Genomic DNA, 14,765 nt, shown 5'->3' with positions numbered 1-14,765 from the left:
TGGATCCGCCCGGACGCGGCGCGCCCTGGGGCACAGGTGTTCAGGACGGAGGCTCGGCCGGCCGCGCTTACTCGGCCGCGCGCAGCGGCGGCTTGCCGGTGCCGGGCGAGGGCGGCTCGTCCGGTTCTGCATCCCCCGGCGCGGCCTTCGCGGCCGTTCCCGGAGCCGGGGGCATCTGCTCGGGCGGGGCGAGTTCGCTCCAGTCGATCTCGGCCGAGCGGATCCTGCGCATGGCGCGGCTCAGGGCCAGGTCGCGGGCTGCGCGGCTGGCTCGTCCTCCGGTGATCCGCGCCGCCAGCAGCGCGATCCAGTGCGCATAGGCGCCAAGCCACACCCGCAACGCCAGCAGCGAGGGCGTCACGATCAGCGTCAGCACCGTGGCGATGCCCAGCCCGAAGACCACCGCCGTTGCCAACTGCTTCCACCACAGCGCGGTGGGGCTGTCGATGGAGTATCCGCCATTGATGAAATCGAGGCTCAGCCCGAACATCATCGGCGTCAGCCCGGCCATGGTGGTGATCGTGGTCAGCAGCACCGGGCGGATGCGTGCCTCGGCGGTGCGCACGATGGCCTCGATCCGTGGCATGTAGCGGGAAAATTCCTGATAGGTGTCGATCAGCACGATGTTGTTGTTCACCACGATCCCGGCCAGCGCCACGATACCGGTGCCGGTCATGATGATGGAGAAGGGCTGCTGCATGACCATCATGCCGATCAGAACCCCGGTGGTGGACAGCACCACCGCCAGCAGCACCAGCACCGCGTTGTAGAAGCTGTTGAACTGCGCCAGCAGGATCACGAACATCAGCCCCAGCGCGCCGAGGAACGCCTTGGACAGGAAGGCCTGGCTTTCGGCCTGCTCTTCGCGGTCGCCGGTCCATTCCCAGCTGACCGAGGCCGGCAGCGGATCGGTTTCCAGCCATTTGGTCAGCTTCCCGATCCGCTCGTTGGCATTGACCGGCGCGAAATGCGCCCGCCCCTCGGCCAGCGCCCGACGCAGCTCGTCCACCGTGTCCGCACCGGTCAGCTGCACCAGGCGGTAGCGCTCGCCCGAGGCATCGGTGAAGCTGGCCGCCGGGACGGGCGTGCCTTCGGGCAGCGTCTGCAGCACCGCCAGCTCTACCGTTTCCCCGCTGTCCGGGTCGGTAGTGACGATCGCGGAAAGGCCGGTTTCCACGTCGGCCTTCACGTCATAGAAACGCTGCTGATCCACGCGACTGATGGTGGCGCGCTTGCGCACCGGCTGGCGCGAGATGAAATTCGACAGCGGCACCAGCCCGTCGGGCGTACGCAGCTTGAGCGTATCAAGCGTGCTGAGCACCCGGTCCTTTTCCGGCAGGCGGGCGCGGATCTCGATTTCTTCCTCGCTGCTGTCCACCCGCATGGTATCCAGCAGGATCCCGCGGGTGACCAGCTGCACCATGGCCCCAACCGAGGCCACGTCGGCGCCGAAGCGTCCGGCCTTTTCCACGTCCACGTCGATCTGCCAGTCGATGCCGGGCAGGGGCAGGGTGTCCTCGATCCGGACCAGGCCGGGGGTGCCCTCCATCCGTTCCCGCACCTTTTCGACCGCCGCGCGCAGATCGCTCCAGTCGTCGCCCATCAGCCGCAGATGAACCGGCTTGCCCGACGCCGGCCCGCGCGTCATCGGGCGGATTTCGGTCATGAAACCGGGGATTTCGGCCAGCTGCGCCTGAAGCTGCGCGATCACGTAGTCGCCATCATATTCCGGCGCCGTCACCAGCCGCTCGAACCGCCCGCCCAGCCAGGGTTGCCGCCGCTTGGGGCGCTGCTCCCACGGAGTGATCTCGAACTGGACCTGGCCGATGGTGTCGGCGGGGGCCTGTCCGCCGCTGGTATCGGTGCGCAGCCCGCCATCGCCGGCGAATGCGAACACGTTGACGACCGCAGGATGCGCGCGGATGACCTCCTCGACCTCGCGCACCATCTCGTCCTTTTCCGCCAGCGACAGGTTGCCGCGTGCCCGGACATAGACCGTGGCCTGCTCGGGTTCGGTCTCGACGAAGAACTCGACCCCGCGCGAGCGTTCGGGAAACAGCACGAAGGAGACGTAGAAGACCGCCGAGAAGACCGTCACGATGGCCACGATCGGCATGACCGGGTTGCCGGCGAGGAAACGGATGAACCAGCCGAAGGGCGTGTGGCCGTGCCGCGGGCGGATGCGCGCGCGCCGCCACGTGACCCGCGCGGCGTCCAGCGCGATCGACGCGGCAAAGGCCGAGAGCAGGAACAGCACCGCGCCCAGGAACGACCCCGCCAGCGGCGGGATGCGTCCGGCCATTGCCGCGGGTAGCAGGTAGGCGGGGTTGAGAACCTGCATGATGCCGAGGAACATGCCGTAAAGCGCCGGCGGCACCAGCAGCGCCCGCACCACCCAGGGCAGCCGCGCCCGCAACCCGTCCGAGGCGCGGCCGAACAGGCGGCTGATGCGCCCGGTCACTCCGCCCATCACCGGCAGGTAGATCAGCGCCACCACCAGCGAGGCCGACAGCACGAAGATCAGCGTGATCGGCAGCATCGACATGAACTCGCCGGGCACGCCGGGCCAGAACAGCATCGGCAGGAAGGCACACAGCGTGGTCGCCGTCGAGGACACGATGGGCCAGAACATGCGCTGCGCCGCCTCGACATAGGCGTGCATGGGGCCGGTGCCCTCCTTGATGCGCTTGTCGGCGTATTCCACCACCACGATGGCGCCATCGACCAGCATTCCCACCGCAAGGATCAGCCCGAACATGACGATGTTGGAAATCGCCACCCCCATCACCGCCAGCAGCGCGAAGGTCAGCAGGAACGAGGTGGGGATGGAAAACCCCACCAGCAGCGCCGCGCGGCTGCCGAGGCTGGCCAGAACCACGATCATCACCAGCGCGATCGCGGTCAGCACCGAGCCCTCCAGTTGCCGCACCATGGAGCCGACGATGCGGCTCTGATCGTTCGAGGTGCCGATCAGCACCGCCGCGCGGAGTTCGGGCGGCCAGCGGCGCTGGGCCTCGGCCACGGTCCGCTTGACCAGTTCGACGGTGTCGATCAGGTTGTAGCCCTTGCGCTTGACCACCTGCAGCGCCACCGTGGGCTGCCCGTCGAAGCGGGCGGTGCCCTTGCGGTCCTCGAAGGTGTAGTTGATCCGCGCCAGTTCGCCCAGCCGCACCACCCGGTCGCCATTTACCTTGATCGGCAGGTCGTAGATGTCGCGGGCCTCGTCGAACGAGGACGGGATCTTGATCGAGAAGGTGCCCTGCGCGCTCTCGACCTCGCCCGCGGCGATCAGCCGGTTGTTGTTCTGCACCACCTGCAGCAGTTCGGGCGCGGTGATGTTGTAGGATTCGAGCCTGAGCGGATCGATCACCACCTCGACCATCTCGTCGCGGTTGCCGGCGATGCCGGCCTGAAGCACCGCGTCGAGCGATTCCAGGTCGTCCTGCAGATCCTTCGCGATGCGGGCCATGGTCCGTTCCGGGATCTTGCCGGTCAGGTTGACCACGACGATGGGGAATTCGGAGAAATTGAACTCGGTGATCGTGTATTGTTCGGCCCCGTCGGGAAAGCGGGCCTGGGCGGCGTTCATGGCGTCGCGCACATCGGCCATGGTGGCGGTCTTGTCCCAGCCGAATTCGAATTCCAGCACCACGCCGGCATAGCTTTCGGCCGCGGTGGCGGTCATCTTCTTGAGCCCGTCGAGATCGGCAAGCTCGGTTTCCATCGGCTTGACCAGCAGGCTTTCGCTGTCCTGCGCCGAAATGCCGGGAAACTGGACCGAAATGAAAAGGGCCGGCACCTCGATGTCCGGCTCTCCTTCCTTGGGCAGGTTGGCATAGGCGAAACCGCCGACGATCAGCGATATGGCAATGAAGGCCAGAACCATCCGCGCCCGCCCGGCGGCCCAGTCCACGATGCGGATCATTGCGCGCTCTCCCGCCAGGTGGGACGCACCCGGACGCCGGCGGTGACGAAATCCTGCCCCCTGACGATCACGTTCGCCCGTTCGGGCAGGCCGGTCACCCAGACCCCTTCGGGCGTGTCGCGCAGAACCTCGACCGAGGCGAACCGGACGATATCGTCCGGCCCCACCAGGCGCACGCCTAGGGCGCCCTCGTTGTTGAGCGTCAGCGCCGATTGCGGCAGAAGATGCGCTTTCGTCCCCTCGGCTGCGATAGCGATTTCGGCGGTCTGCCCGTCACGGATCGACAGATCGGGATTGGCGACCTCGATCTCGACGGTGAAGGTCCGGGTGCGGGGGTCGGCGGTGCGGGCGACAAAGATCACGCGCCCCTCGACCCGCCGCCCCGAAATCAGCAGCGCCCCGGCGCGCGCCCCGGTCTGCACGCGGTCGATTTCGGTTTCGGATACGTATCCGACCAGCTTGATCGGATCGAGCTGGATCACCGTCGCGCACAGGCTGCCCGGTTGCAGCAGGCTGCCCAGCTCGGCGGTATCGGTTTCCAGCAGCCCGGCAAAAGGGGCGCGGATGGTCAGCCGCGAGATTTCGCGTTCGGCCGCGGCGACGGCGGCACGGGCCGCGGCGATGGCGGCATGGGCGCCCTTGAGCCCCGAGCGCGCGGTGGCCACGGCGGCTTCGGCCCCGCGCAGCGCCGAACGGGTTGCCGCCAGCCGGGTTTCCGAGGTGAATCCTTCGCCGATCAGCCGTTTGGCGGCGTTGTAGTTGATCTCGGCCTCGCGCCGGCGCGAGATGGCCTCCTGCAGGCGGGCCTCGGCCGCCGGCAGGGCGGCGCGGGCCTCGTCCAGCCGAGCGCGGGCCTCGGAAAGCGCGGCCTCGCGCGTGCCCGGATCGAGGCGGCACAGCACGTCGCCGGCCTTCACCGCGGTGCCCTTGCGCAGCGGCTCCGACACCACCGGCGCGGAGGTTTCCGCGCGCAGCTGAACCATGCGCGCCGCCTGGCTCTGCCCGCGCACGATCACGGCGCTGTCCACGGCGCGGGCGCGCGAGCGCAGGGCAACCACGCCGATCTCGGCCTGCGGTGCGCTGGTCTTGGCTGCCGCCTCCGACTCTGCCGCGCGCTCCTGCCCGGCTTGGGCGGCGGTCGCCGTCTCGCCGCGGGCGAAGGCCAGGACCTTGTCGCGCTCGAACACGATCAGGTAAAGCGCCGCACTCACGAGGATGGCGGTGATGATCGGGATCAGACGCATGTCCTGCCTTTCCTGGCTGCCACGACTGCCCGGCCGGTGGCGCTGTCACCTTCGTTCGATCCATTCACATGGGGTGCGAAGAAGGGCGTTTCCATACTGAACCGGGCAGTTCACTTTACTTTCTTGCCCCGGCCGGCGCAAGCCGTGTCGCCCTTTGGGCGCGGCGACACTTGGCTTGGCCACGGTTGCGGGTTAAGAGGGGGCAACGCGCCCGGGTCGGGCGCGGCGCGTGACCCGAAGCGGCAAGGGGGCGGACGGGGGCAGTATGAGCGAGATCGACCATTTCATCGAGGAAGTGACCGAGGAGGTTCGGCGCGACAGGCTGTTTGCGCTGTACCGGAAATACGGGTGGATGGTTGCTCTGGCCGTGGTTCTGATCGTGGGCGGGGCGGCCTACAACGAGTACCGCAAGGCGCAAGAGGTCGCGATGGCCCGGATGGTGGGCGATGCCATGGTCGCGGCGCTGTCGGCGAACGAGGCGCAGGCGCGGGCCGAGGCCCTGTCGGGGCTGGTGGCGAACACGCCCGATGCGGACGCGATCGTGCGGATGATGGAAGCCGCCGCGCAGGTCGAGGCCGGTAACACCGAGGCGGCGGTCGCGGCGCTCGACCGGGTGGCCTCGGATGGCGAGGTCTCGGCGATCTACCGGGACATTGCCATGTTCAAGGCACTCACCCTCCAGGCCGACAGCCTGCCGCCCGAGGAGTTGCGCCAGCGGTTTTCGGCTCTGGCCCGGCCGGGCGGGGCGTTGCGGCTTCTGGCCGAGGAACAGCTTGCGCTCATCGACATTGCGCAGGGCGAGGCGCAGGCGGCGCTGGAGCGGCTCGAGGCGATCCGCCAGGATGCCGAGGCAAGCACTGCCCTGCAGCAGCGGGTCACCCGGCTGATCATCGCGCTGGGCGGTGATCCGGCGCCGTTGCCGGTGTCCGGGCAGAGTTGACTCGGATCGGAGACAGGCAGGACGGAACGGCAGGCAGGTTCGAATGACACGCGCATTTTCCCTTTCCCGCACCCGGTGGATCCTTGGCGGTCTTGCGGCGTTGTTTGTGCTTTCGGCCTGCTCGGAGCCCGAGGTGATCCTGCCCGGCCCGCGCGAGGACATCCGCCCCGACGAGGCGGCAACGGTCGAGGCGGTGCAGGGCAGCCGCCCGATCCGCCTGGCAGCGCCGCGCGCCAACAGGGAGTGGACGCAATCCTTCGGCACGCCGAAATTCCGCGTCGCGCACCCGGCGCTGTCGTCGCAGCCGCGCCGGATCTGGTCGGTGGACATCGGTGCCGGTGACAGCCGCCGGCAGCGGATCACCGCCGAGCCGGTGGTGGGCGGCGGGCTGATCTACACGCTCGATGCGGGTGCGCGGGTGTCGGGGGTGACGCCGTCCGGCACGCTTGCCTGGTCCACGCAAATCGTTCCGCCGTCCGAGCGCGAAGGCAGTGCCACCGGCGGCGGGCTGGCCTGGGCCGACGGGGTGCTTTACGTCTCGTCCGGGTTCGGCCGGCTGACCGCGCTGGAGGCAAGGACCGGGCGCGTCATCTGGCAGCAGCGGCTGGATGCGACCGGGTCGGGGATGCCGACGATCTATGACGGCCTGATCTACCTGGTGGCTGGCGACGATACCGGCTGGGCGATCCGCGCGAAGGACGGGCGGGTGATGTGGCGCATCACCGCCACCCCCAGCATCGCCAATGTCCTTGGCGCGCCGGCGCCGGCGGTGGCGGGGAAATTCGCGGTGTTCGGCTTCGGCTCGGGCGATGTGGTGGGCGTGTTCCGCCGCGGCGGCATCCGCCGTTGGACCGGCACCGTGGCAGGCCAGAGGATCGGCCATGCGGTCTCGCGCATCGGCGATGTCACCGGCAGCCCGGTGATCGTCGGCAACCGCGTCTATGCGGCCAACCAGTCAGGCCGGACCGCGGCTTTCGACCTCGATTCGGGGGACCGGCTGTGGACGCTGCGGGAAGGCGCTGTCGATCCGCTCTGGCCCGCCGGCGACAGCCTGTTCGCCATCTCGGACCGCAACCAGCTGCTGCGCATCGACGCGGCCGAGGGCAAGGTGATCTGGTCGGTGGACCTGCCCGGTTTTGTCAAGGACAAGCCGAAGAAGCGCGGCCGGATCTATGCCCATTACGGGCCGATCCTTGCCGGTGGCCGGGTGATCGTGGCCTCGGATGACGGGCTGCTGCGATTCTTTGCCCCCGAGGATGGCAAGCTGACCGGCACCGTCGAGGTGCCCGGCGGGGCGACCACGGCGCCGGTGGTGGCGAATGAGACGCTTTACGTGGTGACGCGCAAGGGACAACTGGTTGCTTTCCGTTGACGCGCGGATGCGCTAAAGGGCGCATTCGAGCAAACGGAAACCGAACCCATGTCCTTTACCCTTGCCATCGTGGGCCGGCCCAATGTGGGCAAGTCCACCCTGTTCAACCGGCTGGTCGGCAAGCGGCTGGCGCTGGTTGACGACCGCCCCGGCGTCACCCGCGACCTGCGCGAGGGAGAGGCCCGCCTTGGCGATCTGCGCTTTACCGTCATCGACACGGCGGGGCTTGAGAATGTCACCGATGATTCCCTTCAGGGAAGGATGCGGCGCCTGACCGAACGCGCCGTGGACATGGCCGACATCTGCCTCTTTCTGATCGACGCCCGGACCGGGGTGACGCCCACTGACGAGGTTTTCGCCGACATCCTGCGCAAGCGCGCGGCGCATGTGATTCTGGCCGCCAACAAGGCCGAGGGCGCGGCCGCCGATGCCGGGGTGCTTGAGGCCTTCGCGCTGGGGCTGGGAGAGCCGATCCGGCTGAGCGCGGAACATGGCGAGGGGCTCAACGATCTCTACGCGCAGCTGGCCCCGCTGGCCGACGCATTTGCCGCCCGCGCCGAACGGGATGCGCCCGAGACGGACGTGGCCGTTGACGCGGACGGGGCGGAGCAGGGCGAGGGCGCGCACCGGCCCTCGCCGGCGCGGCCCCTGCAGGTCGCGGTGGTGGGCCGGCCCAATGCGGGCAAGTCCACCCTCATCAACCGCATCATCGGCGAGGACCGCCTTCTGACCGGCCCCGAGGCCGGCATCACCCGCGATGCAATCTCGATCCGCACCGACTGGGACGGGGTGCCCATGCGCATCTTCGACACCGCCGGGATGCGCAAGAAGGCCAGGGTGCAGGAAAAGCTGGAGAAGCTCTCGGTCAGCGACGGGCTGCGCGCTGTGAAGTTCGCCGAGGTGGTGGTGGTCCTGCTTGATGCCGCGACCCCGTTCGAGCAGCAGGATCTGCGCATCGCCGACCTGGCCGAGCGCGAAGGCCGCGCGGTGGTGATCGCCGTCAACAAGTGGGACGTGGAAAGCGACCGCCAGCAGAAGCTGCGCGATCTGCGCGAGGCCTTCGAGAGGCTCCTGCCGCAGCTGCGCGGGGCGCCGCTGGTGACGGTCTCGGCGAAAACCGGGAAGGGGCTCGACAGGCTCCACGCGGCGATCCTGCGCGCCCACGAGGTGTGGAACCGCCGGGTGCCGACGGCGGCGCTGAACCGTTGGCTGGCCGAGATGGTCGCCGCCCATCCCCCGCCGGCGCCGCAGGGGCGGCGGATCCGGCTGCGCTACATCACGCAGGTCAAGACGCGCCCGCCGGCCTTCGTGGTGATGTGCTCGCACCCCGACAGGATGCCGGCCAGCTACACGCGCTATCTGGTCAACGGGCTGCGCGAGGATTTCGACATGCCGGGCACGCCGATCCGGCTGACCATGCGCGGGCAGGGCGATCGCAACCCCTGGAAGGGCCGCCGCAAGAGCCAGCCCAGCGCTCTGCGCAAGCATCTGAAGAAATCCTGACCGGCCGGCCTGTATCGGGCGGGGCGTCAGGCCGCGCCCCGTTTTTCTTCCCGGGCGTGGGCGAAAGGGCGCGGGTCCGGGTCAGTCGCCCGGCACATGGCTGCCATGCGCCCGCCCGGCTTGCCCGGCGCGGCGAATCGGCGCAGGCAGGCGGGACGTATGGAGGCATGGATCATGGGCAATCTTCGCGGCGCGGTTCTGATGACGCTTTCCATGCTGGGATTTGCCATCGAGGACATGTTCATCAAGCTCATGGCCGATACCCTGCCCACATGGGAGATCATCGCCGCGCCGGGTCTGGGCGGGGCGGCGGTGTTCGCGGCGGTTCTGCTGCTGCGCCGGGAACGGCTGGTATCGCGCGCCATGTTCGACCGGCGGGTGGCGCTGCGCAATGCCGGTGAGCTGGTGGGCACGCTGGGTTTCGTCACCGCGATCACGCTGACGCCGATCTCGCAGGCGTCGGCCATCCTGCAGGCGACGCCGCTGGCGGTGACGCTGGGGGCGGCGCTGTTCCTGGGCGACCCGGTCGGCTGGCGGCGCTGGAGCGCGATCATCGTGGGATTCCTCGGGGTCGTGCTGGTCATCCGGCCCGGCCTTGACGGGTTCGACGTCTTGTCGGTGTTTGCCGTGATCGGTGTGGCCGGCCTTGCGCTGCGCGACCTGGCCACCCGGCAGGTGCCCAGGGGCGTGTCCTCGTTTCAGTTGAGCTTTCTGGCCTTTCTTACCCTGGTGCCGGCGGCGGCGCTGCTGGCGCTGATCACCGGGGCGGCGGCGGTCATGCCCGGTCCGCGGGATCTGGCGCTGATGGTTGGGGCGGTGGGGCTTGGAACGCTGGCCTATTACGCCATCGTCGCGGCCATGCGGGTGGGCGAGGTTTCATTCGTGACCCCGTTCCGCTACAGCCGGATGCTGTTCGCGCTGGTGGTCGGCATGGCCGCCTTTGGCGAGCGCCCCGATCTGCCGATGCTGATCGGATCGGCGGTGATCGTGGGATCGGGCATCTACACGATCTGGCGTGAGCGCAAACATCGGGCTGCGACCCGGGCGCCCCTTTCCCTTGCGGCCGGGTCCCGGTAAGAGGCGGCAAAATCCATCCTGCCGGGGGCATGACATGAGCACGATCATCGACATCCACGCGCGCGAAATCCTCGACAGCCGGGGCAACCCGACGGTCGAGGTGGACGTGACCCTTGAAGACGGCACCATGGGCCGGGCGGCGGTGCCGTCGGGGGCCTCGACCGGTGCCTACGAGGCGGTGGAGCGGCGCGACGGCGACGCGGGCCGCTATCAGGGCAAGGGCGTGCTCGAGGCGGTGGCGGCCGTCAACGGCGAGATTGCCGAGGCGATCGTGGGGTTTGAGGCGACCGAACAGGTGGCGATCGACGAGGCGATGATCGAGCTTGACGGCACGCCGAACAAGGGCCGCCTGGGAGCAAATGCCATCCTGGGCGTGTCCCTGGCGGTGGCCAGGGCGGCGGCGGATGTCTCGGCCCTGCCGCTTTACCGCTATGTGGGGGGGGCGTCCGCACGCGTCCTGCCGGTGCCGATGATGAACATCATCAATGGCGGTGAACATGCGGACAACCCCATAGACATACAGGAATTCATGATCATGCCGGTGTCGGCGCCGAACATCCGCGATGCGGTGCGCATGGGGGCGGAGGTGTTCCACACCCTGAAGAAGGAGCTTTCGGCGGCCGGGCTGGCCACCGGCGTCGGCGACGAGGGTGGCTTTGCTCCGGCGCTGAATTCGACCCGTGCGGCGCTGGATTTCATCCTCGGGGCGATCGAGAAGGCTGGCTACAGGCCCGGCGAGGACATCTTCCTGGCGCTGGACTGTGCGGCCACGGAATATTTCAGGGACGGGGTCTATGTACTTTCGGGGGAAGGCAGAACCCTGTCCGGCGACGAAAACGTGGCCTGGCTGGAGGCACTGGTGAGGGACTATCCGATCATCTCGATCGAGGATGGCTGCGCCGAGGATGACTGGCAGGGCTGGGCCGCGCTGACCGAGACGCTGGGCGGGCGTATCCAGCTGGTGGGGGATGATCTGTTCGTGACCAATCCCGAACGGCTGGCCGAGGGCATCGAGAAGGGCTGCGCCAACTCAATGCTGGTCAAGGTGAACCAGATCGGCACGCTGACCGAGACCCTGCGCGCGGTGGAGATGGCCCATCGCGCCGGCTACACCAACGTGATGAGCCACCGTTCGGGCGAGACCGAGGATGTCACCATCGCCGACCTGGCGGTGGCCACCAATTGCGGGCAGATCAAGACCGGTTCGCTGGCGCGTTCGGACCGGCTGGCGAAATACAACCAGCTGATCCGCATCGAGGAAGAGCTGGGCGAGGTGGCCGAATATGCCGGTCGCGGGATCCTGCGCGGCTGAGGTCCCGAACGCGCCCCTTGCGGGGCGCTTGCCTCCGGCGGGAGTATTTGGGGCAAGAGGAAGCGGGCGGTGTCCGGGCCGGGCTGCTAGAGCCGGGCCAGGCGTTCGGTCAGCAGGGCGAAGAAGCCGTCGGCGTCGATATCGCCCAGGAAGGTGGCGTTGGGGGCGCGGTCGGTAACGCGCCACCAGTCGGCCACCGTCATGCCGCGGGTGAGCTCGGAATGCGTTTCGATTTCCACGTTGATGTGGCGGCCGGTGAACAGATCGGGCCGGATCAGCCGGGCAGGCACGCAGGGATCGTGCAGGGGGGCGCCGGCAGAGCCGTATTTCTTGCGGTCGAAGCGTTCGAAGAAATCGGTCATTTCGGCCACTGCATGGCCTACCGGCGTGCCAAGTGTGCGAAAGGCGTCGTTGCGCGGTTTCGTCACCAGTACCTTGTGGGTGACGTCGAGCGGGACGACAGTGATCGGCACGCCCGATCCGAACACGATTTCAGCAGCTTCCGGGTCGACATAAATGTTGAATTCGGCCGCCGGGGTGATGTTGCCGACCTCGAAATAGGCCCCGCCCATGAGCACGATCTCGCGCAGTTTTCCGGCGATGTCGGGGGCGCGGAGCAGCGCCGTGGCGATGTTGGTGAGCGGCCCCAGCGGGCAGATCGTCACGTCTCCCTCAGATTGGGTGCGCAGGGTGTCGATGATGAAATCGACCGCGTGGCCCGGGGCCAGCGGCATGGTCGGTTCCGGCAGGTCGGGGCCGTCGAGGCCGGTTTTCCCATGCACGTGTTCGGCGGTGACCAGCGGCCGTTTCAGGGGGCGCTCGCAGCCGGCAAAGACCGGGATGTCGATTCGCCCGGCCAGTTCGCACACGATCCGCGCGTTGCGGGCCGTCAGTGGCAGCGGCACGTTGCCGGCCACCGTAGTCAGGCCGAGCAGCTCGATTTCCTCGGGGCTGGCCAGCGCCAGCAGGATCGCCACCGCGTCATCCTGGCCGGGGTCGGTGTCGATGATGATCTTGCGCGGGCTCATGCCGGTTTGCCCTTGTTCTTCATTTCATCCGCGCTCAGCGCACCCCAAGCCCCATCTGCATCAGCGCCCGGCGGACCGGCGCCAGCGCATGGAGCGTGCTCAGCCCCAGGGCCCGGGCGTCGCGCAGCGGCCGCCAGCCGGCCATCGAGGCGCGGTTGAGCAGGTCGATCCCCGCCACTCGCAGCTCCACGTCCCGGATGCGCGCGCGGTGATAGCCTTCGGTCATTGCCGCATCACCCAGCGCGTCGCGCCGCGCGGTGGCCAGGTCCAGAAGCGTGCCCAGGTCGCGCAGGGACATGTTCAGCCCCTGCGCCCCGATGGGGGGAACCACATGCGCGGCCTCGGCGATCAGCACCAGCCGCTGGGCCGAGAGCCGTTCGGCGTGCTGGCTGATGATCGGCCAGACGGTCCGGCGCGAGGCCAGCCTGAGCGGGCCGAACAGGCCGCAGGAACGCTCTGTCATCGCGGCTTCGAAGGCGGCATCCTCCATCCGCGCGAGCTCCATCGCTCTGGGGCCGCGCTCCATCCAGACGATGGCCGAGGATGGCGCGCCCTCGTGATCGGGCAGGGGCACCAGCGTGAACGGGCCGCCGCTGCGGTGGATTTCGGTCGAGACATTGTCATGGGCGATCGGATGGGTAACCGCGAAGGCCAGGGCCTTCTGGCCGTAGCGCAGCGTGCGGGTGCCGATTCCGGCGGCCGCGCGCATGGGTGAATCGCGCCCGTCCGCCGCCACCACCAGCCGCGCGTCAACGCGGCTGCCGTCGCTTAGGCCGACGCGGGCCTGCGCTTCGCGGGTGAACAGCGACCGGGTGGCGGTGCCGGGGCGGAAATCCACGTTGGCCATCCCGTCCAGATGCGCCACCAGCTCGCGCCGCAGCAGCCAGTTGGGAAGGTTCCAGCCGAAGGGCCGGTCCGAGATGTCGGCGGCGTTGAAATCGCGCACCACGCGCGGTTCGGGCCGGTCGCCGCCGGCATCGATGATGCGCATGACCTGCAGCGGGGTCGCATGGTCGGCAAGGCGGGTCCACAACCCGCAATGGTCGAGAAGGTCCCGCGCCGGTTGCAGGAAGGCGGTGGTCCGCAGGTCCGAGCCGTCCGCGTCGCGTTCGGTGATCGGCGGGGCAGGGTCCACGCAGATCACGTCGAACCCTGCCGCGCCGAAAGCGGCGGCCGCGGTCAGCCCGGCGATGCCGCCGCCCGAAATCAGGATGTCGCAACGCTCGGTCATGGTGCCTCCGCCGGTGCTGTCGGTCACGTTCGGCGGCACCATACGCCCCGGCGTCGGGCAGGCCAAGCGGCATCCTGCGGCAGCAGGGGCCGCGCTCAGCCCCAGGAGATGGCGATCAGCCCCACGAAGACGATCGGCACCGCGATCAGCGCCGGAACGAACAGCCCCGGCAGGCCGAACGCCGCCACCGCAGCCGCCCAACCGGCCAGCAGCAGGGCAACGCCGATGAAATACGGAACAGGGCTGCCGATTTCGGCCGCGTCATGCGTGTCGTGGCCGGGCGTCGGGGCAGGTTCGGCGGCTGCCACGGGAGTGCCGGTTTGCCGGGTGATGTCTTCGGGGTAGGCGTTCATCTGGTTTCGGTTCCTTTCCGGTAAATGCCCCCTCCAGATGTAGATTTTTTGCCGGAATGAAATGTGCAGAAATGACGCAGGCAGGGATTGTCGGCACGCCCGGACGATCTCAGCGCAGCCGGACGAGAAAGGCGGCCAGGTCGTCGGTATGGTGATGGATGTGATCGGCGGGCTGCGGCGCGGGGGCCACATGCACCGTGCGCATCCCCATCCCGTGCGGGGCGGCCAGGTTGCGGGGGTCGTCCTCGAACATGGCGGCGCGCGCCGGATCCAGCCCGTCGCGGGCAAAGACGGCCAGATAGGCGGCGCGCTCGGGCTTGGGATGGAATTGCGCATGTTCCACGCCATAGACCGCGTCGAACAGATGCGCGATCCCGCGCGCCTCCAGCACCCGCATGGCATAGGGGGCGCTGCCATTGGTATGCACGATCCGCCGCCCCGGCAGGGCCGCCAGCGCCTCGGCCAGCGTCGCATCGGGTTCGAGGTGATCGAGCGAGATGTCGTGCACATCGGTCAGGTAGGGGCCGGGATCGACGCCGTGTTCGCGCATCAGCCCGGCCAGAGTGGTGCCGTATCGCCTCCAGTAGTGGCGGCGCAGCCGGTCGGCCTCGTCCCGGTTCACCCCCAGCGCCTCCATGACGAAGCGGGTCATCCGCTTTTCGATCTGGTCGAACAGGCGCGCCTGCGGCGGATACAGGGTGTTGTCGAGGTCGAACACCCAGTCGGTGACGTGGGAAAAGGCAGCCCTTACCATGGCGCCGGTCTAGGACAGGTGGGCGC

At 68.7% G+C, this 14,765-nt stretch carries 11 protein-coding genes; 5 read left to right on the top strand and 6 right to left on the bottom strand.

The window, feature by feature from the left end; translation table 11 throughout:
* Window positions 1–67: 67 nt before the first annotated feature.
* Both ACZ5CM_RS09850 and ACZ5CM_RS09845 read right to left on the bottom strand, forming a co-directional pair.
* Window positions 68–3,925 carry an efflux RND transporter permease subunit gene (locus tag ACZ5CM_RS09850; protein WP_464638139.1) on the bottom strand — a complete coding sequence of 1,286 codons (3,858 nt, stop codon included), beginning with the start codon at window positions 3,923–3,925 and terminating at the stop codon, window positions 68–70.
* Complete coding sequence (locus ACZ5CM_RS09845; protein WP_464638136.1) at window positions 3,922–5,169, bottom strand: efflux RND transporter periplasmic adaptor subunit; 1,248 nt, start codon at window positions 5,167–5,169, stop codon at window positions 3,922–3,924. Before ACZ5CM_RS09845 ends, ACZ5CM_RS09850 begins: the two co-directional genes overlap by 4 nt.
* Before the next feature lie 265 nt (window positions 5,170–5,434).
* Between ACZ5CM_RS09845 and ACZ5CM_RS09840 the strand changes: the two genes are divergently transcribed.
* From ACZ5CM_RS09840 to eno, 5 genes are all read left to right on the top strand, one after another.
* Window positions 5,435–6,109: a hypothetical protein gene (locus ACZ5CM_RS09840; RefSeq protein WP_464638133.1), complete on the top strand. Its 675-nt coding sequence runs from the start codon at window positions 5,435–5,437 to the stop codon at window positions 6,107–6,109.
* Between the two features lie 43 nt (window positions 6,110–6,152).
* The gene (locus tag ACZ5CM_RS09835; protein ID WP_464638130.1) at window positions 6,153–7,481 is read left to right on the top strand and encodes a PQQ-like beta-propeller repeat protein; all 1,329 of its coding nucleotides are present in this window, start codon (window positions 6,153–6,155) and stop codon (window positions 7,479–7,481) included.
* 48 nt (window positions 7,482–7,529) lie between these two features.
* On the top strand, window positions 7,530–8,984 hold the full coding sequence (der, locus tag ACZ5CM_RS09830; protein WP_464638127.1) for a ribosome biogenesis GTPase Der: 1,455 nt from the start codon (window positions 7,530–7,532) through the stop codon (window positions 8,982–8,984).
* Window positions 8,985–9,158: 174 nt separating this feature from the next.
* Window positions 9,159–10,061 (top strand): DMT family transporter, encoded by a 903-nt coding sequence (locus ACZ5CM_RS09825; protein WP_464638125.1) that lies wholly within the window; start codon window positions 9,159–9,161, stop codon window positions 10,059–10,061.
* A 34-nt stretch (window positions 10,062–10,095) separates the two neighbouring features.
* Window positions 10,096–11,373, top strand: a complete 1,278-nt coding sequence (eno, locus tag ACZ5CM_RS09820; protein ID WP_464638123.1) for a phosphopyruvate hydratase — start codon at window positions 10,096–10,098, stop codon at window positions 11,371–11,373.
* 86 nt (window positions 11,374–11,459) lie between these two features.
* Here eno and ACZ5CM_RS09815 read toward each other — a convergent pair whose 3' ends face one another.
* The 4 genes from ACZ5CM_RS09815 to ACZ5CM_RS09800 form a co-directional block, all read right to left on the bottom strand.
* Window positions 11,460–12,401, bottom strand: a complete 942-nt coding sequence (locus ACZ5CM_RS09815; protein ID WP_464638120.1) for a nucleoside hydrolase — start codon at window positions 12,399–12,401, stop codon at window positions 11,460–11,462.
* Window positions 12,402–12,435: 34 nt separating this feature from the next.
* Complete coding sequence (locus tag ACZ5CM_RS09810; RefSeq protein ID WP_464642567.1) at window positions 12,436–13,632, bottom strand: UbiH/UbiF family hydroxylase; 1,197 nt, start codon at window positions 13,630–13,632, stop codon at window positions 12,436–12,438.
* A gap of 95 nt (window positions 13,633–13,727) precedes the next feature.
* Complete coding sequence (locus ACZ5CM_RS09805; protein ID WP_464638117.1) at window positions 13,728–13,985, bottom strand: hypothetical protein; 258 nt, start codon at window positions 13,983–13,985, stop codon at window positions 13,728–13,730.
* Between the two features lie 109 nt (window positions 13,986–14,094).
* Entirely contained in the window at window positions 14,095–14,739 is a 645-nt protein-coding gene (locus ACZ5CM_RS09800; RefSeq protein WP_464638115.1) for a pyrimidine 5'-nucleotidase, read from the bottom strand.
* Between the last annotated feature and the right edge of the window lie 26 nt (window positions 14,740–14,765).

This window comes from Piezobacter thermophilus, assembly GCF_055386745.1.
The sequence above is the reverse complement of the archived record's forward strand: the minus strand, read 5'-3'. Positions and strand labels throughout refer to the sequence as shown.

Excerpts from the sequence above, each read along its gene's own strand:
- ACZ5CM_RS09850 (WP_464638139.1), bottom strand. The coding sequence starts at position 3,925 with ATGATCCGCATCGTGGACTGGGCCGCCGGGCGGGCGCGGATGGTTCTG.
- ACZ5CM_RS09845 (WP_464638136.1), bottom strand. The coding sequence starts at position 5,169 with ATGCGTCTGATCCCGATCATCACCGCCATCCTCGTGAGTGCGGCGCTT.
- ACZ5CM_RS09840 (WP_464638133.1), top strand. The coding sequence starts at position 5,435 with ATGAGCGAGATCGACCATTTCATCGAGGAAGTGACCGAGGAGGTTCGG.
- ACZ5CM_RS09835 (WP_464638130.1), top strand. The coding sequence starts at position 6,153 with ATGACACGCGCATTTTCCCTTTCCCGCACCCGGTGGATCCTTGGCGGT.
- der (WP_464638127.1), top strand. The coding sequence starts at position 7,530 with ATGTCCTTTACCCTTGCCATCGTGGGCCGGCCCAATGTGGGCAAGTCC.
- ACZ5CM_RS09825 (WP_464638125.1), top strand. The coding sequence starts at position 9,159 with ATGGGCAATCTTCGCGGCGCGGTTCTGATGACGCTTTCCATGCTGGGA.
- eno (WP_464638123.1), top strand. The coding sequence starts at position 10,096 with ATGAGCACGATCATCGACATCCACGCGCGCGAAATCCTCGACAGCCGG.
- ACZ5CM_RS09815 (WP_464638120.1), bottom strand. The coding sequence starts at position 12,401 with ATGAGCCCGCGCAAGATCATCATCGACACCGACCCCGGCCAGGATGAC.
- ACZ5CM_RS09810 (WP_464642567.1), bottom strand. The coding sequence starts at position 13,632 with ATGACCGAGCGTTGCGACATCCTGATTTCGGGCGGCGGCATCGCCGGG.
- ACZ5CM_RS09805 (WP_464638117.1), bottom strand. The coding sequence starts at position 13,985 with ATGAACGCCTACCCCGAAGACATCACCCGGCAAACCGGCACTCCCGTG.
- ACZ5CM_RS09800 (WP_464638115.1), bottom strand. The coding sequence starts at position 14,739 with ATGGTAAGGGCTGCCTTTTCCCACGTCACCGACTGGGTGTTCGACCTC.